22 protein-coding genes and 1 tRNA gene are annotated in these 24237 nt (G+C 38.9%); 11 read left to right on the forward strand and 12 right to left on the reverse strand.

Annotated features, from left to right (window positions below; translation table 11 throughout):
- Window positions 1-159: 159 nt before the first annotated feature.
- The 3 genes from PZ638_RS08770 to PZ638_RS08780 form a co-directional block, all read right to left on the reverse strand.
- A tRNA-Pro gene (locus tag PZ638_RS08770) sits at window positions 160-236 on the reverse strand.
- 73 nt (window positions 237-309) lie between these two features.
- Window positions 310-2025, reverse strand: coding sequence for an LPS biosynthesis-modulating metalloenzyme YejM (gene yejM / locus PZ638_RS08775; protein WP_110591854.1), 1716 nt, complete (start codon window positions 2023-2025; stop codon window positions 310-312).
- Window positions 2026-2046: 21 nt separating this feature from the next.
- Window positions 2047-2274 (reverse strand): YejL family protein, encoded by a 228-nt coding sequence (locus PZ638_RS08780; protein WP_004911940.1) that lies wholly within the window; start codon window positions 2272-2274, stop codon window positions 2047-2049.
- A gap of 242 nt (window positions 2275-2516) precedes the next feature.
- Here PZ638_RS08780 and yejK point away from each other — a divergent pair, with 242 nt between their 5' ends.
- Window positions 2517-3518 carry a nucleoid-associated protein YejK gene (gene yejK, locus PZ638_RS08785; protein WP_004260056.1) on the forward strand — a complete coding sequence of 334 codons (1002 nt, stop codon included), beginning with the start codon at window positions 2517-2519 and terminating at the stop codon, window positions 3516-3518.
- Between the two features lie 97 nt (window positions 3519-3615).
- Here the strand turns inward: yejK and rplY are convergent, their stop codons facing one another.
- Complete coding sequence (gene rplY / locus PZ638_RS08790; protein WP_004260060.1) at window positions 3616-3897, reverse strand: 50S ribosomal protein L25; 282 nt, start codon at window positions 3895-3897, stop codon at window positions 3616-3618.
- A 165-nt stretch (window positions 3898-4062) separates the two neighbouring features.
- A complete protein-coding gene (gene radD, locus PZ638_RS08795; RefSeq protein WP_094960407.1) occupies window positions 4063-5820 on the reverse strand; it encodes a DNA repair helicase RadD in 1758 nt (585 codons plus the stop codon).
- A gap of 223 nt (window positions 5821-6043) precedes the next feature.
- On the opposite strand from radD, the gene rsuA reads away from it, so the two are divergent.
- The 3 genes from rsuA (at window position 6044) to PZ638_RS08810 (ending at window position 8925) form a co-directional block, all read left to right on the forward strand.
- Complete coding sequence (gene rsuA, locus PZ638_RS08800) at window positions 6044-6751, forward strand: 16S rRNA pseudouridine(516) synthase RsuA (RefSeq protein ID WP_110591852.1); 708 nt, start codon at window positions 6044-6046, stop codon at window positions 6749-6751.
- Between the two features lie 75 nt (window positions 6752-6826).
- Window positions 6827-7954, forward strand: a complete 1128-nt coding sequence (locus PZ638_RS08805; RefSeq protein WP_257468755.1) for a Bcr/CflA family multidrug efflux MFS transporter — start codon at window positions 6827-6829, stop codon at window positions 7952-7954.
- Window positions 7955-8583: 629 nt separating this feature from the next.
- On the forward strand, window positions 8584-8925 hold the full coding sequence (locus PZ638_RS08810; protein ID WP_004260080.1) for a YejG family protein: 342 nt from the start codon (window positions 8584-8586) through the stop codon (window positions 8923-8925).
- A gap of 260 nt (window positions 8926-9185) precedes the next feature.
- Here PZ638_RS08810 and mepS read toward each other — a convergent pair whose 3' ends face one another.
- Entirely contained in the window at window positions 9186-9770 is a 585-nt protein-coding gene (gene mepS / locus PZ638_RS08815; RefSeq protein WP_004253117.1) for a bifunctional murein DD-endopeptidase/murein LD-carboxypeptidase, read from the reverse strand.
- Window positions 9771-10585: 815 nt separating this feature from the next.
- The gene (locus tag PZ638_RS08820; protein ID WP_094960616.1) at window positions 10586-11185 is read right to left on the reverse strand and encodes a YrbL family protein; all 600 of its coding nucleotides are present in this window, start codon (window positions 11183-11185) and stop codon (window positions 10586-10588) included.
- A gap of 336 nt (window positions 11186-11521) precedes the next feature.
- Here PZ638_RS08820 and PZ638_RS08825 point away from each other — a divergent pair, with 336 nt between their 5' ends.
- Entirely contained in the window at window positions 11522-11866 is a 345-nt protein-coding gene (locus PZ638_RS08825; protein ID WP_004253122.1) for a fimbrial protein, read from the forward strand.
- A gap of 136 nt (window positions 11867-12002) precedes the next feature.
- Here the strand turns inward: PZ638_RS08825 and yeiP are convergent, their stop codons facing one another.
- The 3 genes from yeiP to PZ638_RS08840 all read right to left on the reverse strand — a co-directional run bounded on the left by yeiP (window position 12003) and on the right by PZ638_RS08840 (window position 14572).
- Window positions 12003-12575 carry an elongation factor P-like protein YeiP gene (yeiP, locus tag PZ638_RS08830; RefSeq protein WP_004253124.1) on the reverse strand — a complete coding sequence of 191 codons (573 nt, stop codon included), beginning with the start codon at window positions 12573-12575 and terminating at the stop codon, window positions 12003-12005.
- Window positions 12576-12728: 153 nt separating this feature from the next.
- Window positions 12729-13973: a tryptophan permease gene (mtr, locus tag PZ638_RS08835; protein WP_144140207.1), complete on the reverse strand. Its 1245-nt coding sequence runs from the start codon at window positions 13971-13973 to the stop codon at window positions 12729-12731.
- A 161-nt stretch (window positions 13974-14134) separates the two neighbouring features.
- Window positions 14135-14572: a nucleotide triphosphate diphosphatase NUDT15 gene (locus tag PZ638_RS08840; RefSeq protein WP_096863847.1), complete on the reverse strand. Its 438-nt coding sequence runs from the start codon at window positions 14570-14572 to the stop codon at window positions 14135-14137.
- Window positions 14573-14736: 164 nt separating this feature from the next.
- Between PZ638_RS08840 and fruK the strand changes: the two genes are divergently transcribed.
- Window positions 14737-15672 (forward strand): 1-phosphofructokinase, encoded by a 936-nt coding sequence (fruK, locus tag PZ638_RS08845; protein WP_094960617.1) that lies wholly within the window; start codon window positions 14737-14739, stop codon window positions 15670-15672.
- Window positions 15673-15735: 63 nt separating this feature from the next.
- Here fruK and nfo read toward each other — a convergent pair whose 3' ends face one another.
- Window positions 15736-16581: a deoxyribonuclease IV gene (nfo, locus tag PZ638_RS08850; protein ID WP_036957604.1), complete on the reverse strand. Its 846-nt coding sequence runs from the start codon at window positions 16579-16581 to the stop codon at window positions 15736-15738.
- A gap of 100 nt (window positions 16582-16681) precedes the next feature.
- Window positions 16682-17761 carry a YeiH family protein gene (locus PZ638_RS08855; protein WP_004253142.1) on the reverse strand — a complete coding sequence of 360 codons (1080 nt, stop codon included), beginning with the start codon at window positions 17759-17761 and terminating at the stop codon, window positions 16682-16684.
- A gap of 194 nt (window positions 17762-17955) precedes the next feature.
- Here PZ638_RS08855 and yieE point away from each other — a divergent pair, with 194 nt between their 5' ends.
- The 5 genes from yieE (at window position 17956) to PZ638_RS08880 (ending at window position 23999) form a co-directional block, all read left to right on the forward strand.
- The gene (gene yieE / locus PZ638_RS08860; protein ID WP_004253145.1) at window positions 17956-18819 is read left to right on the forward strand and encodes a DNA-binding transcriptional regulator YeiE; all 864 of its coding nucleotides are present in this window, start codon (window positions 17956-17958) and stop codon (window positions 18817-18819) included.
- A 406-nt stretch (window positions 18820-19225) separates the two neighbouring features.
- A complete protein-coding gene (locus tag PZ638_RS08865) occupies window positions 19226-20716 on the forward strand; it encodes an amino acid permease (RefSeq protein WP_094960412.1) in 1491 nt (496 codons plus the stop codon).
- Window positions 20717-20966: 250 nt separating this feature from the next.
- Window positions 20967-22103: an ABC transporter substrate-binding protein gene (locus PZ638_RS08870; protein WP_167732474.1), complete on the forward strand. Its 1137-nt coding sequence runs from the start codon at window positions 20967-20969 to the stop codon at window positions 22101-22103.
- Between the two features lie 19 nt (window positions 22104-22122).
- The gene (locus PZ638_RS08875) at window positions 22123-23217 is read left to right on the forward strand and encodes a FecCD family ABC transporter permease (RefSeq protein WP_094960414.1); all 1095 of its coding nucleotides are present in this window, start codon (window positions 22123-22125) and stop codon (window positions 23215-23217) included.
- The gene (locus PZ638_RS08880; protein ID WP_094960415.1) at window positions 23211-23999 is read left to right on the forward strand and encodes an ABC transporter ATP-binding protein; all 789 of its coding nucleotides are present in this window, start codon (window positions 23211-23213) and stop codon (window positions 23997-23999) included. The genes PZ638_RS08875 and PZ638_RS08880 overlap by 7 nt, the downstream gene beginning before the upstream one ends.
- The last annotated feature ends 238 nt before the right edge of the window (window positions 24000-24237 follow it).

The raw sequence follows: 24237 nt of genomic DNA on the forward strand, positions 1-24237 counted from the left end.
GATATCAATATTGGTCGGGTTTATATTGAAAATAAAACGGAGTGAAGTTGTGGCTCGAAACTGGCTGGAATTTTACCGTGATTTTACCGCCATTTTACCTTTTTAAGATTACACATACAAAAAAACCAACCATAATAGGTTGGTTTCTCTATAAAAAGTTGGTCGGCATGATAGGATTTGAACCTACGACCCCCGACACCCCATGACGGTGCGCTACCAAGCTGCGCTACATGCCGAACTTTGATTAATACTACTCAATTTGCTTCTAAAAGCAATAGACTTATGATGCGACTGGTTGATATTTAAGCACTAATTTTCATTAAAACGCTTTAATTCAGTAAAGATTTTCAACAACTCAGCCAAATCAGGCTTTTCATTTCGCTCTATGGCACCTTGTTTATCATAGATATTAAACTGGCCATTTTGATCCATGTAGAGGGTGGCATTATCTGTGGTAATGACAACATCGTCGTTGTCACCCGTGATCACCCATGGGTAAGTACGTTTAACACTAAATAAATCTTCACCTTGGCTGTAATCATCAGGTGGATTACTGACATGTAATAAACGCTGCATCAGTGTTGTCATCACATCTTGATGGCTTGTTAGCTTATCTATCTGCTGTGCAGGTGTGTTTGGCCAATAAATAAACAGTGGTACCTGCATATTATCACGGTTGAAGCGTTTACCATCTAACCATTCGTTTTCTGCTTTTCCTTGGTTATTGTAATTTGCCGTCACAATAACAATGGTATTTTGCAAGCGATTATCACGCTGTAATGCGGCCATTACGCGATTGATTTGTTCATTCGTTTTTGCACTTCCAGGTGTTCCTTTAATATTCAGGAAAGAGAACCAAGGCGAGCCGTTCTTAAGGTTATCTAGCCAGTTATTCCACTGTGTAACGGTTAAGTTGTCATTATCTGCAGTTTTTGCAGGTAATGAGTAATCAGCTAAAATAGCTTGTCTGAATAATGGAGAATTAAAGCCATCTGTTGAGAATAAACCAAACTGATACCCTTGATGTTGTAAGGCTTCAATTAGCGCTGATGGATGGCGGCCATTGAGAATATTATCGAAATAAGTCGATGAAATACCATAGAATAGGCCAAATAGCGCAGTATCGTTACGTAGCCCAGCCGTGTAGTGATTCGTAAACTGCGTACTGATTTCTTTAAATTCGTTTAACGCCCCCATAGAATCTTGTTGAGATTTATTCCCTAGATCATCAATGACCAACAATAATAAGTTGTAATCAGCGCCTTGGTCATAATAACTTAAAGGTTTCAATGGGTAGTTTAATTTAAGTGCCGTTGGGCTACCTTGTTGGAATACACGATTTTGATGTTCGGTTAAGTCTAATAGGCCATACCTATCAAGTAGCTTGCGAGCTGTCATGGGTTGCGACAATGGATAATTGTAGCGTTGCATGGTGATAGGGCGATAAAAATTAGCATCGGCCCATGCATACATCAGGTGTGACATAATAAAAGTCACAATAAAAATAGCCGCCAGAGGTTTGCCGAATGTTTGGCGGTTTAAACTACGTAGTTTTTGCCAACTCCAAGTCGCAAATAACATTTCAACAAGAAAGATAATGGGAATACTGATAAACATCAGTTGCCACTCACGAGCCATTTCCCCCTTAGTTGGGTTGATGACCAAGTCCCAAACTTGCGGTGTTAAATGCAAACCGAATTGACTAAAAACACGGATATCAAAGATTAATAGTGTTATTCCTGCCGTTGCAAGGGCAACACAAAGTAGCCTCAGCAACCGCTGAGACATAACAATAAAGGTCAGTGGAAAAATAATTAGCAAGTAAGTCGCAAAGACCACAAAACTAAAGTGACCTAACCAACTGACGAAAGCATAAATTCGGCCAGTTAAGGTATCTGGCCAATCAAAAATAAACAGATAGCTGCTACTTAACACGAGGCTAAGCAGTATATTGAATAGTGCAAACCAGTGCCCCCAACCAATCATGTTAGAGACTTTGTCACGGTAGCGCAGGTGGGTGACCATACTGTTTATTTCATTAATCAATTAGTGTGATTGATCTTCTTTAACAGAAGAAAGTAATGCATTTGCGAATGATTCTGCAATCATTTTACGTTGCGCAGGCGCAACCGACGTATTCAGCAGATTCGTTACCATATTACCTAACACCATGAGGGAAAGGTCAACAGGGGTGTGATTTTTTTCTAACACACTCACGAGGTCAGAAAGTAAACCTTCAACTTTTTCATCACTATAGCGAGATGATTGTGGCATAAATTGAGACATCCTAAATTAATGAAAGCTACATATCATAGCGTATCACAGTTGGTTTTTCTTCTTTCTTCGCAACAAATTTTTGTTTAAATGGGAATAATGTTAATTCAGATTCGTAAAGTGCGTATTAGTTCAGCGCAATCAGGCTAAAAATAGAACAAATGATGGTTTCTGTTGCAGATGAATAATATCAATGTTTGAATACGCGCAACATTATTTTCGTTATAACGAAGGAGCCAACAATGAGTCTGGAAATTAACCAGATAGCTTTACACCAGCTAATTAAAAGAGATGAGCAGACACTAGAGGTGATGTTGCGGGATTCTTTATTGACAGCAGATGGTGTCGTACAAGACATGATGGCAGAATTGCACCGCGTCTATAGTGCTAAAAGTAAAGCATTTGGTGAATTTAACGAAGAAAGTGAACTTGCTGATGCGTTAAAGTTATTGCGTAAGGGCGAAGAAGAATTTTTAGGTTTCAGCCGTGCGATGACGGTTCGCTTGAAAGATGAATTAGCCAAATATCCTTTTGCGGAAGGGGGCGTGGTTCTCTTTTGTCAATACCGTTACCTCGCGGTCGAATACTTATTAATTGCGGTGCTCAATAGTTGTGACAGCATGTTTGTCACAGAATCATTGGACTTAGGCACGACACATTATTTAGATATTCCTCATGCAGATATTGTCGCACGTATTGATTTAACCGAATGGGAGACCAATCCTGAGTCAAAACGCTATTTAACTTTCTTAAAAGGTAGAGTAGGGCGGAAAGTTTCTGATTTCTTTATGGATTTTCTGGCTGCATCTGAAGGGTTAAACGCAAAAGTTCAGAATAAAGGCTTGGTTCAGGCACTTGATGATTTTTGTGACAATGCACAAATGGACAAAAATACGCGCCAAGCTTATCGCCAGCAAGTACATAGTTATTGCACAGAACAATTACAGTCTGGAGAGGAAATTGAGCTGCAGGCGTTGGCAAAAGAGCTGCCAATGGTTGAAGAACAAAGCTTTGACGATTTCGCTCGCCAAAATGATTATCAACTCGAAGAAAGTTTCCCTGCCGATAGAGGAACGTTAAAGCAATTAACGAAGTTTTCGGGGAGTGGTGGCGGGATCACGATTAGCTTTGATGCGATGCTCATGGGGGAGCGTATCTTTTGGGACCCTGTCACTGATACGTTAACCATTCGTGGCACACCACCTAATTTGCGTGATCAATTACAACGCCGTGGTACTAAATAGGTTGTGGTGTTGAAGAGGTAGAAATAAATAACGCCGCAATTGCGGCGTTATTTACTCGGCGTCCCGAAAATTTCTAAAGCTCGGCTGTGGGCTTTAATTAAGCGCGCAGGAAGTCAATGTGCGTCACTTTTGGCTTAAATGGGTGACGTTGAACAGCCTGAACTTTTACTTTTGTTTCTTTACCATCGATAACCAGATTCAGAACTTCGTAAAATTCTGCTTTGCTTTCTTGGTTGATGATTTCATCGTGGTTAAGAGTTACAGAGATAGCTTCTTGGTTGCCACCGTAAACGATAGCTGGAAGCTGGTTATCTCTGCGCAGGCGGCGGCTCGCACCCTTACCCTGCTCTTTACGTTCAATTGCATTGATAGTTAACATTACTATTTCTCTATAAAAAGAAAATATAAATTCCTGCTACAGGCGACCCAGCAGCAGGTTCGAGATTTGGCCTAGGATAATCCATTCAGAGAACAAGATATCGGAAGGCGGGCGGCATTTTAACGAAAAATCGGCCATCCAGCAATCATTATGATCATTTTCGCGTTATGACAGGGGAGCAGCAACGCGAAAACGCCCTTGATAATCGAAGATTTTCTCTCGAATTTCCCAAAAGCGTTCTTTTTTGCGCGCGACAATAAATTGGGGATATCGTAATAAAGATTGTTGCACTAATATATCATTTGCATTATTCCACTTAAACGGAACACCTGGGGCACGCTGATGCTCACGTAAAAAACGATATTCGAACACGCGTTTTTGTGCGGGTGTGGCTAGGCGAAAACGTTCTGAAACACAGGTTCCATCTTCATCATAATAATTGATTTTAATCCATTCACCTTTGTTATCACTCCCTGTAATGAATTGCATACCACCACAACGAATAATTAACGCATCTTTGAGTTTTAAGGCGGCTTTTAGCATATCGTCAGGGTCGGTAAGCACTTCTTGGCATTTTTGACAGCGACGAGCCGCTATATCATTTTCTGCACCACAGTGTGGACATTGTTTAAAGCGAAAACGAAATTCACATTGTTTTTTCTGCTTATTTTCATCTTCTTCCCAGCCTTGGCAGCGCCGGCCGTAATGTTCAATAATTTGCCCATCAGAGGTACATTTTCCCCAAAAAATATTCGCAAATTGGCATAATGGGCAAAAAACTTGCACAGGCACACTGGTTGAATTTGGTTGACTTGACCCCACTTCAGGCCGAAATAAATCGTGTGGATTACCTGCGTAATCTAAGATTAAACAGCGTGTTTTTCCCTCATAAAGGCGTAATCCTCGGCCAACAATTTGTTGGTATAAGCTGACTGACTCTGTTGGCCGCAAAATAGCAATCACGTCGACATGAGGTGCATCAAACCCTGTTGTTAATACTGAAACGTTAACGAGATAATGTAATTCTTTATTTTTAAATTGCTTAATAATTGCTTGCCTATCAATTGCTGGGGTTTCAGCCGTCACTAATGCCGCACTATTCTTCGGTAGATAACTCAGAATTTCTTTGGCATGCTCGACCGTCGCAGCAAAGATCATGCAGCCTTGTAACGGTGTTGCATATTCAATAACTTGCTCAATAATTTTAGGCGTAATGCGTTGTTGTTTTTTTAATGACAAATTAAGTTCTTGTTCGTTAAAAATACCCGATGATGTTAGTGAAACTTGGCTAAAATCATATTGTAAAACAGGCATGTCTAAGCGTTCAGGTGGAACTAAGAATTTGTTTTTAATCATATAGTGTAGGGGGAGTTCATAAATACACTCTCGGAAAAAACAATTTTCATCACCACGTACCATGCCATGGTAATGGTATTGGTAAATCCAGCCACTGTTGAGGCGGTAAGGGGTGGCTGTTAATCCTAAAATACGTAATGAAGGGTTATTAGCTTGTAAAACTTGAATAATTTGTTGGTATTGGCTCTTATCATTCAAACTTATACGGTGACACTCATCAATAATTACTAGGGAAAAATGTGCGTCAAATGCCTTAAGATTGCGAGCAACAGATTGCACACTACCGAAAACCACTTTGCTTTGAGATTCTTTGCGGTTCAGGCCAGCGGCAAATATATCGGCTTGTAGGCCATATGCGAGGTACTTAGCATGGTTCTGCTCAACTAATTCTTTCACATGGGCTAATACCAACACTCGCCCGCGAGCAAGCCGAGCCAATTCGGCAATCACTAAGCTTTTACCTGCTCCTGTTGGTAAGACAATCACGGCAGGGGCAGTCTGCTTGCGGAAATAATCAACCGTCGCATTGACAGCTTCTTGTTGGTAAGGGCGTAATACAAAAGGCATATTATTCAGTATTATGTAATTAAATCAGGTGAATGACGTTAAATTTAATTTAAAACGATGACTCTGTCTAAAGATGTAAGTTGCTGCGGTGAAACTATCACTTCACAGGGGTTATTGTTATAATGAATTATGTGATAGCAATCACAACAACCTTTCACTCTATATTCTGACAGTTGAGCGTTATTGTACGCTTCGCTGGCATTCCATCAAGTTAAGAGAATCTATGCGACTGGATAAATTTTTGTCCCAGCAATTAGGGATAAGCCGAAGTTTGGTAGCGCGAGAATTGCGCGCAGGGCTCGTAACGGTTGATGATGAAATCGTTAAGTCAGGGGCCTTTCAAGTTACGATTGATCATGAAGTCGCTTATGATGGTAATGTCCTCGTGCAAGTTACTGGGCCGCGTTATTTTATGTTACATAAGCCACAAGGCTATATTTGCTCAACAGATGACCCAACACATCCAACAATTCTTTTTTTTATTGATGAGCCTCTCGCACAAAAACTGCATTCAGCAGGGCGTTTAGATATCGATACAACGGGGCTTGTCTTATTAACTGATGATGGTCAGTGGTCACATCGCATTACTTCACCGAAGCATCATTGTGAAAAAACATACCGAGTTCAATTGAGTGACGATATCGCCAATGATGTTGCCGAGCAGTTTACTCAGGGCGTTATGCTTAACGGGGAAAAACACCTAACTAAACCAGCAAAACTGGAAATTATCAGCCCTAGAGATGTCAGGTTGACGATTAGTGAAGGGCGTTATCATCAAGTGAAACGCATGTTTGCTGCGGTGGGGAACCATGTTTGTGGGTTACACCGTGAACGCGTTGGTGAAATTTGGCTCGATGAGACTCTTGAGCCCGGAGAATACCGTCCACTGACGGAAGAAGAGATCAACAGTATTAACGTACCACGTAAATAAATAGCAGGAGTTTAAAGAGTGCAACAGCAGCGTTCATCCTATTTGGGGCTGATACTAATTCTAGGTTTATTATCGATGTTAATGCCGTTGGCCATCGACATGTACCTGCCAAGCTTCCCGACGATGATGCATTATTTTAATGTAGATGAAGGGCGCATTCAAATGACGCTCAATAGCTACATTTTTGGTTTTGCTATAGGGCAATTATTTTATGGGCCGATGGCAGATAGCATTGGTCGTAAACCTGTTATCTTGGGTGGAGTCGTTGTTTTTGCAATTGCTTCAGCGGCTTGTGCTATCACTGAATCGATTGACTCACTGATTTGGTTGCGTTTTTTACATGGTTTTGCCGCGGCAGCTGCAAGTGTTGTGATTAATGCACTTATGCGGGATATGTTTACCCGTGATGAATTCTCAAGAAGTATGTCTTTTGTTGTCTTAGTGATGACAATCGCACCGTTATTAGCCCCTATTTTAGGGGGAGAGCTAATGCGCTGGTTCTCATGGCATGCAATTTTTTGGAGCATCGCTATTGCTGCGGTTATCGCCGTTATTTTAGTGAGCTGTTTTGTGCGGGAAACACTCCCCGTTGCCAAAAGGCAAAAATTTCATGTTGGAACAACATTAAGGCAATTTGCGACTTTATTTAGAGCAAAACAAGTATTGTTCTATATATTAGCGAGCTCATTTTCCTTTGCAGGGATGTTTTCGTTCTTAAATGCAGGCGCTTTTGTGTATATCGATTTAAATGGGGTATCTCCACAGAATTTCGGCTACTATTTTGGTATCAATATCATCTTCCTGTTTATTATGACGACCATTAATAGCCGTTATGTAAGGCATTTCGGCGCGGAGAAAATGCTTTACTTTGGTATTATTATCCAATTTGTGATGGGCGTGTGGTTGCTTGTTACAACGGCATTTGCATTAGATTTTTGGACATTGGTTATCGGTGTTGCAGTCTATGTTAGTGGAATAGCGATGATCACTTCTAACGCAATGGCAGTGATCTTGGATAATTATCCACATATTGCAGGAACCGTTTCTTCATTGGCAGGAACAATAAGGTTTTCAATTGGCGCACTCGTTGGAACTTTGTTATCACTAATACCTGCTCAGAGCGCATGGCCAATGGTCGGCTCTATGGTTGCTTGCGTGGCGCTCTCGATGTTATTTGTTTTACTAGCTAAAAAAACAAAATAAATCATATGTTTTCAAGTTTCATGGATGAAACTGAGAACACTCAATTCTCTTCTTCATTATTTATAACGGACTAATCAAAGTTTGTTCTAGTTACTTTCCCATATAATTCATTTATCTATTAGAGATAAAAGTGATTGCTCGATAAAATCGAGTGATAACGCAGTGGTATTAATAATCTTTAGTGAAAAATGATCTAAATCAATTATCATTACAGCCGAATTTGTTAAATTTATGTTTTGTGATTTGATATGCATTGCAACATTATTCATTAATAAAAATTTGGATTTACTTCAAAAATAAACTGTTCTTTACTATTTTCTTTTCACAAATGTAAAAAAAAGTTAAGTGTTTTATGCAAGATGTTAGGATGTAGCGATCAAAATTAGTTTATATTTTAATATATTTGCTATTAAAATGAATATGCAATGATTTATGTCACAAAAATTTAACGACATTTTGTTTTTTTAATGTTATATTTAAGATTCGATATTTAACATTCATGTTACTTTTTGGATAACTTAAAGTTCGGTTTGAACGATGAATGAGTGGCTTAAGCCTATGTTAGGTCAAGTAAGAAATTAAATATCAATACTTGGCAAAATACTAAAATGTATCAATAGGATATCTTTGTGGAAAAATTAGGTCTTTCGGTGGTGCACAGGCTACCGCAAAGCTACCGCTGGTTATCAGGCAAAATAGGTACGGATGTTGAAGTTGTTCCTATGAATGATGCCGATAGCGATAAGCTTGTGGGGCTGAAATTACTTAGCCATGACTGTGCGACAGATTGTATTGCAATGCAACAATTGTCTGAATCATTATCAGATATGCAGATTGCCAACGCGATCTTAGAGTGGCAAAAAGAAATTTGCCTATTTATTCATGCTAATGATGAGTTGGCAGCTATGTGCCGTTTAAAAGCCTCTGGCGTTGCTATTGCAGAACTTTCTTCTGGTTTTTATAGTGCTTAGTTTTGAGTATATTTAATATTTTATTAGTTGTTATAGTGGCTTGATTACTGATTATTATTTTAGTTACAGGTTTTATTCGGTTACGTGTTTAAAGCTTGTTTTTGAATGAGTATTATCGCGAGGTGGGCTTGGTGTTTTAGTTGTTTTTTACCTAAAAATCAAATAGCTATCACTAAGTTTAGTCAAAAAATTCCCAATAAAAAAGCTTCCATCAAATGGAAGCTTTTTTATTGGGAAGGGATATAGGATATTATAAAAACTTATGAGCCATTAATAATGCGCCTGCTGGCATAATATCTTTTGCTCCAGTATGAGTTAGTCATTTCAGAAACGATAACACCACTACTGGTTGATGCATGGACAAATTTTTGGTCACCAATATAGATGCCAACATGCTTCATAGTACGGCCTGTTTTAAATAAAACAATATCACCGACTTTTAGATTATTACGTTTTACGCTTTTGCCGGAGGATTCTTGTTCAGAGGTCGTACGAGGGAGTTCAACACCAAATTGTTCAAGAAATGTTCTCTGTACGAAACTTGAGCAATCAACACCTTTCTTTGTTGTGCCACCAAGACGATAAGCTACGCCTTTCCAGCTTGCGTATTGATCCATTATTTTAGATTTGGTATCAACACTTTGTACTAACTCTTCGAATTCATCTTGAGATGCCATCGTCAGCGAGTCACCCGCAGAACCATTTAGCATACGAGTATCTGATTTAGCAGTATATTGTGTGTTTTTAGCTGACTTTGGGTTGGTACATGCTGTGAGCGTTACGGCGATTGCAATTGCCGGAACAATGCGCCAAGCATAGCGCTTAAGTTTTTCAGAGGTTAGCATTCTTATATATATCCCTTACCATTTTTCTTTTTAGTACTTTATTGTGTAAAAAGACACAAAAAAACTAAACTTATCCCTGTGAAAAACGCATTATAGATGGCAAAACTGTGTTTTTCGCAGAAAGTGTTTATCGTAGTACCACTAAACTTCGAGTGTACTAGTCATATTTAGTGACTTATTGAGTATAGGAGATATATCAATATTTACTAAATTTACTAAGACATTCTTTACATTTTTTTGTTTAGAAGATTCAGCATCGTAGTAGTACCAAATCAAACCTTTAAGAGCATACATAAACAAAAGCAAAATGGCGAGTTAATAGGGGTGAAATTTACAAAACATTAGATAAAAGTGCCTATTTGCCATTGGTTTATGTGACAATTGTCTACAATGAAGGATATTACTTATAAAGATGGTATTTTTAACTAGTAAAATATGAACTAAATCACACTTTTCTATGTGTTATTTCAGTGAATTTGCATAATTAAGGAGTTTTCAAACTAGAAGTGTAAAGAAGTTTAAGTTTTTATTTAGAGGGAGTGTGTTTGTACTCAAATAAACAGCTTAATTTTTGTTAAGAAAGTCCATTAGAATAAAAAACGCTCAGAAAATAATTTAAAAAATAAAAGCACTGTATGTATATCAGTATTTTTTGGTTGTATTTATTAGCAATTCTCCACAATATTAATATCGACTAGTGAGTAGCATTCTACCATAACCATTCATAACCAATGTATTGTTAGAGCAACTCTAATAATACGTCAATATAACTAGATATTTAATGGTGACAGCAAAATAGGGGGCGAGGAATGTGTCTATATCTTAAGATTATAGTCACGATAAAGTCGTTGTTCGAAATCAGCAAACCGGCGATTTAGGGTGGAACGAGCAATTCTAGTTGAGAAATAATCAATGGGGATTAGGTTAGATGAGCCAAGGTTATCTATAATAATAAATTGACCATAAGGTTTATAGCCTAGTTGATAAACGATGTTATAAGTTTTGAGCGCCATCGTGGTAATAGCCTCTTTGTATATGTTCTTTTTAAATTGCTCATAAGCAATTTTCATGTTTCTTTTATGTTTCAAAAAAACTTGTTTATTTTTTAGATAATAATCTAAAGTATTTGAAACATTTCCTGTCTTATCTTTGATTAATTGGAATACGTACCCTAGCCCCCGATCAGTTTGCTGGGTGCCATAGTAATGAGAAATCGTTTTTACGGTAAGATTCCTTTTATACAAGCGTTTATAATAGCGAACCTCTCTTAATGTTTCTTTATCATCTCGCCCACTTAAATGAACTTTTACGCATAGGTGATTATACTCAGGATGCTGATAACAAGCACGTTGCCTGCCTGATGCGATCAAGTTTTCAGAAGGTAATAAAATTTTTTTATCTAAGTTCATATTCATGATAATAAACACTTTTTTTAACAAGTTTAAGGTGTTTGATATATAGATATACCTAAAATGGCATAGCGACGATTTTTATAAATTAATTGACCAATGCTAATAGATTATATTTATAAAGTGTTGCATTTTGTGTGGTTAATTAAGTGTGAGGCAAGTCATATATTTTGTTTTGATAAATAATAAAACAAAAAATAAAAAACTACGGCTATAAATGAAATTATTAATATCCCTTTGGAATTAGTATGTCGTCCTCAGGCAATTCAGCCAAATAAATACTTTAACTGTAAATAAATTACAGGAAGTGACGATAACATAATTTTAAACGGGAATTTCGTTATGAATAGCTCAGTAAAAAAAATGGTAATGGCTTTTTTAGCAGTAACAGCATTGAACTCAAGCTTTTCAGTATTTGCATCTGAAAACAGTGAGGTAAAACGCAGCAATACAGGCGTTATTCGATTTACTGGAGCTATTGTAGCAGCGCCTTGTATTGTCGAAGCCAATGCGAATAAAGTAGAAACCAAATGCTGGAATGATAGTGGTAAATTGGAAACCGCATCTGCAGATATTCGTAAACTAAAGAATCAAGAAATGTTGCTTCCGAATCAAAAAGGTACTCAACAATTCAACTGGATTAATAAAGATAAAACCCTAGGTATTTACACAATAAAATACGATTAATTTTGAGACGAACACAAATTGAATATAGCAAACTAAGATGAGAAGGTATGCAATGTTTAATTTTAATGACATATGCCTATGAACAATAAATTCATAGGCATATAAAGGCTTATTTCTTTCAAATCAAAAGCAGAAATTAATCACAACGGCCCATATAACGACGCTCAGCGATATGAATACGAATTTTTTCACCGGTTGTTAAATATTCAGGAACTTGAACTGTTAACCCTGTAGCCATCGTTGCAGGCTTAGTTCGTGCGCTAGCCGAAGCCCCTTTAATTGCTGGGGTTGTCTCAATAATGACCATATCAACCGTTTGCGGTAACTCTAAAGCAAGAACTTGCCCATCCATTGTTAACACTTGCATTCCTGGTAACCCTTCTTCAGGAATGAAAAGTAATTCTTCTTCAATATCGGCTTTTTTGAAAAGGTAGGGAGTATAGTCTTCATTGTCCATAAAGACATATTCATCACCATCAATATAAGAAAAGCTCACTCCACGACGGGTTAGGGAAATTGTTTCTAAAATATCATCGCCTTTGAAACGCTCTTCAACTTTCTGGCCCGTTTTGATATCAGTAAAGCGCATTTTATATAATGTACTCGCTCCACGAGCACTAGGTGCTTGAATATCAATGTCTTTTACAAGTAATAATTTGCCATTGTAGTTAATTGCTAAACCACGTTTGATTTCGTTGGCCTTGGCCATAAATAACCTTCTTTAGGGTTGTCAAAAAGAGTGCGACAAAATTACTCGCAGATAAAGAATTAGGCAAGATGCTGAAGTCAATTTTCAGTGAAAAATTTTTAGGTGACATATCAGTGTGGATATAACCAGAGGGCGATATCCACACTGAAAGGGTTAATAAATAGGTAGTAAGCCAGATAGTGACAATAAATGAGCAACCGCATTAATTAATCCAAAGAGGATCACAAAGCCAATAATAAAGCTCCCACCTGGTGCTTTGTAGCTGTTGTTAGGGTAACGTTTACGACTTGCTTTCGCCATCAGCGCAGGGACAATGACTGCCCAAATAGTAGCTGCCAACCCTGCAAAACCAATCGCATAAATAAACCCATTAGGAAAAATCAGTGCGAGTATTGTTGGTGGTAAAAAAGTGACTAAGACAGATTTAAGGCGCCCAAATTTGCTATCTGCAAATTTGAAAAAATCAGCAATAAAATCAAATAACCCTAAAGACACGCCTAAGAAAGAACTCGCTAGAGCCATATAAGAAAACAGGTTCAAAAATTGAGATATAAAGCTGCTCTGGGTAGAAATATTCATTTGAGCCAGTAATGCATCAATATTGTTGCCATTTTCTCTGATTTCAATAAATGACGTTCTTGGAATATTTCCTTGGATCGCATACTGCCACAAAATATAGATAACAACGGTAATGGTAGCCCCATAAACTAGGCTCTTAACAACACTACGGCTATCTTTATTATAATATTTAACTAATCCAGGAACATTACCGTGATAACCAAATGAGGTTAATAAATAGGGTAATGCGGCTAAGGCATAAGGAAGATATTGGCTTTCACCATGCTCAGTTTGGTTGAATAGGATAGCTGGTGATGCGGTTGAAATCATTCCACCGATTGACATAATAAAGGTGATGACCATCCCGCCAATTAAAATGGTACTTAACCTATCGACAGCACGAGTAGAAAGCCACACAAAAAAAGCCACAATAAATGCAAAAATAAAGCCTGCACCCGCTTGTGGTATTTGTATTTTTTCTGACAAATTCGCGGTGATGATAGAGCTTCCTGCAGAAATATAGGCATAAGTAAGAATATAAAGCACAAAAGTAACGGATAAACTGTTAATAGAATTCCATGTCGTGCCTAATAAGTCTTTGACCATAGTATGGAAACTGGCGCCAGCTGGGTAATTCATATTGGCTTCTAAAATCATTAACCCAGAAAGTAACATGCAAATAAAGGTATAAATTAACAGTATGACAGAGCCTGTGAACCATACGCCGGAGGTCACCATAGGAATTGAAAACATACCCGCACCCACCGCAGTACCGGCAATGATCATCGCACCTCCTAATATAGAAGGATTTTTTTGTTGTGTTGTTCCATCAATAGCCATGGTGGCTCCTAAATATATCGTTTCACTGTACTAGCTAAATGATACGGTAAGTGCGCAGTATTGTAAATATAGTAAATAGAATAAAATAGGGAAAAATGAGTAATTAGAAAGGGATGGATGATAAACGTACAAAAAGAGGATATTTGTACGTTTACACTTGATTAGGCTTTGTGGTGATAGAAACGTTGTGTAAGCCAGAGGTCAACAGCATTGCGGCTAGCTTCAAAATGAGGCTCTGGGAGCTTATCAGGTGAAACCCACATTAAGTTTTCACATTTATCTGCTTCCATAATTCGAGGTTCAACCTCACCGTTATATTCTACATGCATACAAATAGAAACGGTATGTTTACCTTCTTGTTGATAAGTCTGTAAATTATTGCTGATACCAAAAACAGTCGGAGCTTGGATATCAATACCAATTTCTTCTTTTATTTCGCGAATGGCACAATCTTCAAAGGACTCACCAGGGTCCACATGTCCGCCGAAAATGGACCAATAGGGCGCATGTTTACTACTGCGTTTGCCCATCAAAATTTGTCCCTGTTTATTAGTGATTAGAACACCAACACCGGCGACGACATGAGTATGCTGAGACATATATTCTCCTTATTATTTTATTTTTCAGCGCGCTGATCCTGACATAATCTTGTAGAAAAACAAGCAGGAAAAAGTACAAATATCACTGAAAACAATATGCTTTAATGTTATAACTATAATTAAATTTAAAGACACGATAATCATGATAAGGGAGATTAGTGGTTATGACTCGCCGGGTTGCTACAATTACATTAAATCCTGCTTACGACCTTGTGGGCTTATGCTCTACTATCGAAGTTGGTGAAGTCAATTTAGTCAAAACCGCTAGCCTCAACGCGGGTGGTAAAGGTGTCAATGTCGCAAAAGTGCTCCGTGACTTAGGTATTGATATCACTGTTAGTGGTTTTATGGGAAAGGATAACCAAGAAGAGTTTCAACATTTTTTCAGTGAAAATGGCATGGCGAACCGTTTTAGTATGGTGCCAGGGCGTACACGGATTAACGTGAAACTCACGGAAAATAATGGGGAGTCAACGGATTTCAACTTTTCAGGCTTTGAGGTCAGTAAAGACGATTGGAACCGTTTCTCCACAGAGTCACTTAATTGGTTAGGCCATTTCGATATGGTCGTTGTCAGCGGAAGTTTACCAAGTGGTATTGACCCAGAAGAATTCACTCGTTGGATGACTCGCCTTCGCCAATTATGTCCATGTATTATTTTCGATAGTAGCCGAGAAGCCTTAAAGGCAGGTTTGAAAGCGTCACCATGGCTAGTAAAACCTAATCGTCATGAGTTAGAAAGTTGGGTTGGCCGAAAACTGCCAGATTTACAAGATGTTGTAGCCGCAGCGCATGAGTTAAGAGACAAAGGAATTTCTCATGTTGTTATTTCATTAGGAGAAGAAGGGGCTCTGTGGGTTAATGCTTCGGGTTCTTGGCTGGCGAAACCGCCACATTGTGAAGTGATAAGCACGGTTGGGGCTGGTGACTCGATGGTAGCAGGGCTAGCTTATGGGTTACTCAATGGTGAGTCCAGCGAGCATACGTTACGTATGGCGACCGCAATTTCTGCACTATCCGTTTCTCAGCCAGATGTCGGTTTAAAAAATAGAAACAAATTAGCGGATATGATGGCAAAAATTGAAATGAAATCGTTATAGTTAATGAATTTCAAACAACCCCCACATGATAATGCGGGGGTTGTTATATTAGAAAGCCAATAATTAGCTACTTTGCTGTGCTTTCAACCATGCAATTTCTTGCGGCCAAATATCGGGATTAATGGTTTCTAAAATCAAGGGGATACCATCGAAACGGCTATCTTGCATAATATACGTGAATGGAACAAAACCAATATTCCCTTCACCTAAACTATGGTGGCGGTCAACACGACTGGCAAATTCACTTTTAGCATCATTAAGGTGCATTCCCTTTAGAAACTCAAAACCAACAATATCTGCAAATTGGCTAAATGTGTTGTCACAATCTTCGGCTGTGCGTAAGTCATAACCTGCGGCAAATGCGTGGCAAGTATCAATACAAACGCCTACACGGCTTTTATCTTTCACCCGTTCAATAATTTTTGCAAGATGCGTAAAGTCAAAGCCTAAGTTAGTGCCTTGTCCCGCCGTGTTTTCAATTACAGCGGTCACGCCTTCGGTCTCAGCAAGCGCAATATTAATAGATTCAGCAATGCGAGCTAAACAATCGTCAATCTCAATTTTCTTTAAATGACTACCGGGGTGAAAGTTAAGTAAATCAATACCTAATTGTTCACAACGCTGCATTTCATCGATAAAAGCGACACGAGATTTCTCTAGAGCCTCAAATTCGGGGTGACCTAAATTGATCAAATAGCTGTCATGAGGAAGGATTTGGTGTTTACCGTACCCATATTTTTTGCAGTTATCTTTAAATTTCTTAATTACGTCTTCGCTTAGTGGCGCAGCTTTCCATTGGCGCTGATTTTTTGTGAACAACGCAAAAGCGGTTGCATTGATTTCATGTGCGCGAATAACAGCTTGGTCAACCCCACCAGAGGCGCTGACATGTGCTCCAATATATTTCATTTTTGACTCCTTTTTGTTGGAGTATGCCATTAATAAGCAAATAAATGAAATCAACAAAAAAGCCACCCATTGAGGTGGCTAAAAGTGAGGAGAATATATGCTAAAAAATGCTTTGAATCAGTATGTTAATTAAGAGCCCACCGACAATCAACCAAACAAACAGGATAAGTGCCATCAGTAATGGCTTAATACCCGCTTGGCGAATAGCACTAACATGGGTAGTTAACCCTAAAGCAACCATTGCCATAGCCAGTAAAATCGTATCCAAGGCTATGATTTGTTGTACGAATACATGGGGCAGTAAATTGAGTGAATTGAAACCTGCGACAACAATAAAAAATACGGCGAACCAAGGAATCGTAATTTTACTTTTCTGAGTGTTTGTTGTTTGGTTTGCGGCTGTTTTACGGCTTAAGAAAGCCGATAAAATAATCAAAAAAGGCGCAAGCATCATTACACGGATCATTTTGGCGATGACAGAGGCATTTTCTGCGTCAGTACCAATAGTGTGGCCTGCTGCAACAACCTGTGCAACTTCATGTACTGTTGAACCGATATAAATCCCAAAAGTTTCTTCTGTTGCAGGAAACCAGCCAAAGTGCGCATTTAACTGGTAAATCCAAGGATAAACAAAAATACAAATAGTCCCAAAGATAACAACCGTTGATACGGCAACTGCAACTTTACTTGCAGAAGCTTTCACCACGGGTTCAGTAGCCATGACTGCGGCTGCGCCACAAATGCTACTACCTGCACCAATCAATAACGTGGTTTCTTCATCAAGACCGAACACTTTTTTACCTAGCCAATATGCTAATAAAAAAGTTGAGGTTAATGTTAAGGCATCAATGATAACCCCTGTAGCACCTACATCCGTAATTTGTTGGAAAGTAAGGCGAAAACCATACAAAATTATACCCGCACGGAGAAAATAGTGCTTAGCAAATTTAATGCCGGCATCACAAGATTGACTGGCTACGGGGTAAAAAGTATTCCCTACAATAATTCCTAATAAGATTGCGAGGGTTAATGCACCTAAGCCGATATCCATAAACCAAGGTTGGTCACCTAGGTAAATTGCAATAGCAGTCAGAATACCAGCTAAAATAATACCGGGTATCAGTTTTAATATAGGATTTAGGTTATTCCGCTCAAGGGTGCTGGTGTCACTTTTATTCATGATAATGCTCTTTATTACCGCTTATAAGATTTAGTAATAAGGATATAACAAAATCAATAATAATTTAAATTGATTGTCTTCATATAATCTACCACTAAAATAGATTAGAAAGTTTCTTCTGGAATATTGCAAATAAATCGTTAATATTAACATTATTATTACAAATACTAAAAATCACGTTGGGGCTTACCTTTATGCGAATTACACTTAGGCAACTTGAGGTTTTTACGGAAGTATTAAAGAGTGGCTCCACGACGCAAGCATCTCAGTTATTAGCGCTTTCACAATCTGCAGTCAGTGCGTCGCTAACGGATTTAGAAGGTCAATTAGGCGTTCAATTATTTGACCGTGTGGGTAAACGACTTGTTACTAATGAGCACGGAAGACTTTTATATCCAAAAGCGTTAGCGTTATTAGAGCAAGGGTTAGAAGTTGAGCAACTCTTTAAAAAAGAGATGGGCGCCGTGCGTCTTGCTGCCAGTACAACGATTGGTAATTATATTTTACCCGAAGTCTTAGCGGGGTATCGTCATGACCACCCTGATATTCCTTTAGAGCTTTTTATTAGTAATACAGAAGAAATTATTAAGGCAGTCATGGAATTTAGGGCGGATGTTGGGTTAATTGAAGGTGTTTGTCATAGCCCTGAATTAATTTCTAAAGCATGGTTAAAAGATGAGCTCGTTATTTTTGTTTCCCCCCAAAACCCATTAGCGAATAAAAAAGTCTCTTTAAAAGATTTGCGTGACGCGCCTTGGATTTTGCGTGAAAGGGGGTCAGGTACACGGGATGTCCTTGACCAACTATTATTTGCACATCTTCCGGGCTTTCATATTTTGATGGAACTAGGAAATTCAGAAGCTATCAAGCATGCAGTTCGTTACGGGATAGGTATAAGCTGTTTATCACGTCGAGTGATCGAAGAACAATTAGAAAATGGCTCTCTAGTCGAATTAAAAATAGACGACCTTCATTTAGAAAGAACGCTATATTTGATTTATCACCGCCAAAAGCATATTTCAAGCGCGATTACTAATCTTCTGTCTTACTGTAATTAAAAATCCTCGTCATCTTTTAACCTGTCGCGTTGTTGGCTGCAATCGACGACCCAAGTCACATACTAATGTATGCTCCTTGGATAGTCTCAATTGCCGCCTAGCGACACGCTAAAAGCTATAGAGGATTGCAGTGAATGTGTTGCACTAGTGATAAGCTATCGCGTTGTTGGCTGCACTTTTTATGTGCCTTGAACAGTCACATTTGCCGCTACAGACACGATAAAGAGAATAAAACGTCGTCCTCTTATTAAGAGGGTATACTGAATTTTTTGAGATAACGCGTTTTACTTATAATTTTGTATGAATTATGAAGGTATCTTATAACAGTGAAGAGTTGCTTAGTTCTCACAGTCTATTTTGCTAGAATCCATGCGATATTAGCTGAATAATAAAATACAGGGAACAAATGTCAGAACAACATACCAATACTATCTCGCAGGGCGGCCCACAAAGACTACGCCGTGAGTTAAAGGCGCGCCATCTTGCGATGATTGCTATCGGTGGATCTATCGGTACCGGTTTATTCGTTGCATCCGGTGCAACGGTTGCACAAGCAGGCCCCGGTGGAGCACTCCTTTCTTATGCTATCATTGGCTTAATGGTCTATTTTTTAATGACCAGTTTAGGTGAATTAGCCGCTTATATGCCTGTCTCAGGCTCATTTGCAACCTATGGTGCAAAATATGTCGATGAAGGTTTTGGTTTCGCACTAGGGTGGAACTACTGGTACAACTGGGCTGTAACAATTGCAGTTGACTTAGTTGCTGCTCAATTGGTGATGACCTATTGGTTCCCAGATACCCCAGGTTGGATTTGGAGCGCTATTTTCCTTGCGATTATTTTCTTACTGAATTTCATCTCTGTGAAAGGGTTTGGTGAGGCGGAATACTGGTTCTCATTAATAAAAGTCACCACAGTCGTTATTTTTATTGTTGTTGGCGTATTAATGATTTTTGGCATCATGAGCGGTGCGGAAAATGCCGGGTGGCATAACTGGGAAATTGGTGATGCACCTTTTGCGGGTGGTTTTTCAGCAATGATTGGCGTGGCAATGATAGTTGGGTTCTCATTCCAAGGAACTGAATTAATCGGTATTGCTGCGGGGGAATCGAAAGATCCTGCCAAAAATATTCCCAAAGCAGTACGCAAAGTATTTTGGCGGATATTGTTATTCTATATCTTTGCAATCTTAATTATTAGTTTGATCATTCCTTATACTGATCCAAGCTTACTGCGTAATGATGTAAAAGATATTAGTGTGAGTCCATTCACTTTAGTATTTGAAAATGCAGGTTTATTATCTGCTGCTGCGGTGATGAATGCGGTTATCTTAACGGCAGTATTATCGGCAGGTAACTCGGGTATGTACGCATCAACGCGTATGTTGTATACCTTAGCGCGTGAAGGTAAAGCACCACGTATTTTCGCTCGTTTATCTAAAGGTGGCGTACCTCGTTATGCGTTGTTAGCAACGACGGTTATTGCGGGCTTATGTTTCTTGAGTTCCATGTTTGGAAATCAGACGGTGTACTTGTGGCTATTAAATACATCGGGGATGACAGGGTTTATTGCTTGGTTAGGTATTGCAATTAGCCATTATCGTTTCCGTAGAGGCTATATTGCGCAAGGGAGAGATCTTAATGACTTACCTTATCGTTCAGGTTTCTTCCCAATTGGTCCTATTTTTGCCTTTATTTTGTGTTTAACAATTACATTAGGCCAAAACTACCAAGCCTTTTTAGAAGATAAAATTGATTGGGTAGGGGTTACGGCAACTTATATTGGAATTCCGCTGTTTTTAGCAATTTGGTTTGGTTATAAGATAGTGAAGAAAACAACGTTTATTCGCTATAAAGATATGAGCTTTCCAAGTTACCGAGAAAATTTAGATAAATAATATTCTTAGAATATCTATCATAAAAAACAGCACTCTTTATAGGGTGCTGTTTTTTTATATATAGCGCAACAAACCTGCATTTTGGCGGTAAAATAGGCTGAATGTTTGGCTTTACGATGATGGTCACAGAATTCCATTGATGAAAGTCATGATTAAACTAATAATCGTATTGATAAGTATTCTTATTTGCTTTATTGTTACCGCATAAAAAAAAGGTAAGTCAATGAGGTTAATAGTGGAGCTTAATACTATGTCGTCGGTAGCCAAGAAGTCTGTAGCTAGGTCGGTAGTAAAAGGAATAGGTTTAGCGTTATTAGCAAGTGCCAGTATGAGCGCTTGGGCTGCAACAGTGACTGATATTGCAGGCCGTACTGTTGAGGTTCCTGATAATGTTAATCGCATTTTATTAGGTGAAGGGCGCCTGTTTAGTGCAATAGCTCTGCTGGAAGGTGATAAACCTATTGACCGAATTGTCGGTTGGCAAGGTGACCTTCGAAAACTAGACCCTCAAACCTACTCTGTTTATAAAGCTAAATTCCCTGAAATTGACAATATTCCACTGATTGGTAATACCAGCGCAGATAGCGTCAGTTCAGAAAAAGTATTAACCCTAAACCCTGATATTGCGATTTTTGGTTTGTCAGGCCATGGGCCGGGTAAAAACAGTGAATTAGTTAACCAGCTTGAGAAAGCCGGCGTGCCTGTTGTATTTGTGGATTTCCGTGATAAACCACTGGAAAACACATTACCAAGTATGCGTTTACTTGGTAAAGCGTTGAACCGCGAACAGGCAGCAAATAAATATGTCGATTTTTATGAAAGAAACCAAAAATTAGTCACTGATATTACTTCTAAAATACCAGAAGATAAAAAACCAAGTGTTTTTATTGAGTTACGTGCAGGAGCATTTGAAGATTGCTGTGGTACCGCTGGCGATGGAAATATGGGGAACTTTATTGATTTAGCGGGTGGTAAAAATATTGCTAAAGGCGTTTTGCCGGGCGCGCTTGGTACGATGAACTTAGAGAAAATCATTGCTGCGGACCCAAATATTTACATTGCATCTGGAGCAAAAGCACCGGGAAGTAAAGATGCAGGCGTTCAATTAGGGGCGCAAAGTTCATTAGCTGATGCGAAAGAAAGCCTGAAAAAAATAACTGAACGTAAAGGAATTAGCTCGCTATCAGCTATAAAAGATAAGCAAGATTATGCTATCTGGCACAATTACTATAACTCTCCATACAATGTGATTGCGACACAAGTTTTCGCCAAATGGTTTTACCCAGAACGATTTACCGATCTTGAACCGCAAAAAACACTGGATGAATTACATAGAGAGTTTCTCGCTATCGAACCAACAGGTGTATATTGGGTCAGCGAAAAGTAATGAAAATGGGTAAGAATTGATGAGTATCACGAGCGAGCCAATAGTTGCGGCTGAAAAAGCAGCGATTCAGGCTGACAACAATGTAAAACAACATTATCAAAATATGTTGCGTCGTCGATTGACATGGATAGCTGTTATCGTCGCTGCGATTTTATTATCACTGGTTATTGATTTCACCTTAGGTCCTTCAGGGTTATCCCTTGAACGCTTATGGCAAACCTTAATGACCCCAGAAGCAGTTGATGCAGGAACTCGAGTCATTGTTTGGGATATCCGTCTGCCATATGCATTGATGGCCGTGGTGATTGGTATGTCATTAGGACTTGCTGGTGCTGAGATGCAAACGATCCTTAATAACCCGTTAGCGAGCCCATTTACACTAGGGGTATCTAATGCGGCGGCTTTTGGTGCCGCATTGGCGATTGTTTCAGGGATTGCAATTCCAGGCGTGCCTGACCAATGGGTAATATCAGCCAATGCCTTTATTTTTGCATTATTAGCAGCCTTGATGTTAGACGCGGTAACTCGCTGGACGCGTGTAGCAACCTCAGGTGTCGTATTGTTCGGTATTGCACTTGTGTTTACCTTTAATGCATTGGTTTCCATGATGCAATTCATCGCAACAGAAGATACCTTGCAGGGTTTAGTCTTTTGGACGATGGGCAGTTTATCAAAAGCGACTTGGGTGAAACTTGGGGTGATGGCATTAGTTTTCGCACTTATTTTCCCAATTGCCATGATGAGTTCATGGAAGCTAACGGCTTTAAGGTTGGGTGAGGATAGGGCGATCAGTTTCGGTATTGATGTGCGCCGTTTAAGGCTAACAACATTATTACGTATTAGTATTTTATCGGCTTTAGCGGTGGCGTTTGTGGGGCCTATCGCCTTTATTGGTTTAGTCGCACCGCATATTGCAAGGTTGATTTTTGGTGAAGATCACCGTTTTTATCTGCCAGCAAGTGCATTAATTGGGGCGTTAATCTTATCAATGGCCTCAATAGCGTCGAAGAATATTATTCCGGGTGTGATTATTCCTGTTGGGATTGTGACATCGTTAGTGGGTGTGCCGTTCTTCTTAAGCATTATTTTACGTCATAGAGGGAACGTATCATGAGTGGCCTGATTATTAACCAATTTAATGCAGGTTACCCAAAACGCCCCGTAATTGAGAACCTATCGACGGATATCTTACCTCGCGGCAAGATCACGGTATTACTTGGGCCCAATGGTAGTGGCAAATCCACATTGTTGCGTTCTTTGGCGGGGTTAAATAAAGCTACAGGGCAGCTGTTACTGGATGGCCAGGACTTAACTCAACAGAGTTTTGCCCAACGAGCACAAAATGTGGTGTATTTACCGCAAACGTTACCTGCTGGTGTACATCTGTATGTTTTAGAGTCAGTGATTGTTGCTCAACGTGCTTCAGGCGGTTTGAGCAATGAGAATAGTAAAGACGAAGTGATGGGGTTATTACGTCAATTGGGTATTGAACATTTGGCGTTAAGTTATTTAGACCAACTTTCAGGTGGTCAAAAACAATTAGTGGGTTTGGCACAATCTTTAATTCGTCAACCCAACTTATTGTTATTAGATGAACCTTTAAGTGCACTGGATTTAAATTACCAATATCATGTGATGGATTTAGTCGCGAAAGAAACGAAGCGTCGAAATATAATCACGGTTGTGGTGGTTCATGATATTAATATTGCACTCAAACACGCAGAACATGTATTAATGCTGAAGCAAGGTAATTTAATTGCTCAAGGTGAACCTGCTGAGGTAATTACCCCTGAAAGCCTTGCTGAGGTCTATGGTGTACGCGGTCGTATCGAACGTTGTTCGCAAGGTGTTCCGCAAGTCCTAATAGATGGGCTGGTTGATAAATTAGCAAGTTAATATCGTAATAGAATAATGTGCTTGCAGCACTCGGCAAGCACATTAAATAAAATGAGAGGATGCAATATTAAAGAAATAAACAAATTAAATATTATTTAATAGTAATTACCCACAGGAAATTTAATTGAATTATATAATGGTTTTTTACCATGAATTTCCTATGGGTATTTAAATGCCCCAATAATAAAAAATATTTTTTGATTCAATGAAATCAATGTGAGCAAATCAATTCATATAT

The sequence above is a fragment of the Providencia hangzhouensis genome (genome assembly GCF_029193595.2).
Classification (GTDB): Bacteria; Pseudomonadota; Gammaproteobacteria; order Enterobacterales; family Enterobacteriaceae; genus Providencia; species Providencia hangzhouensis.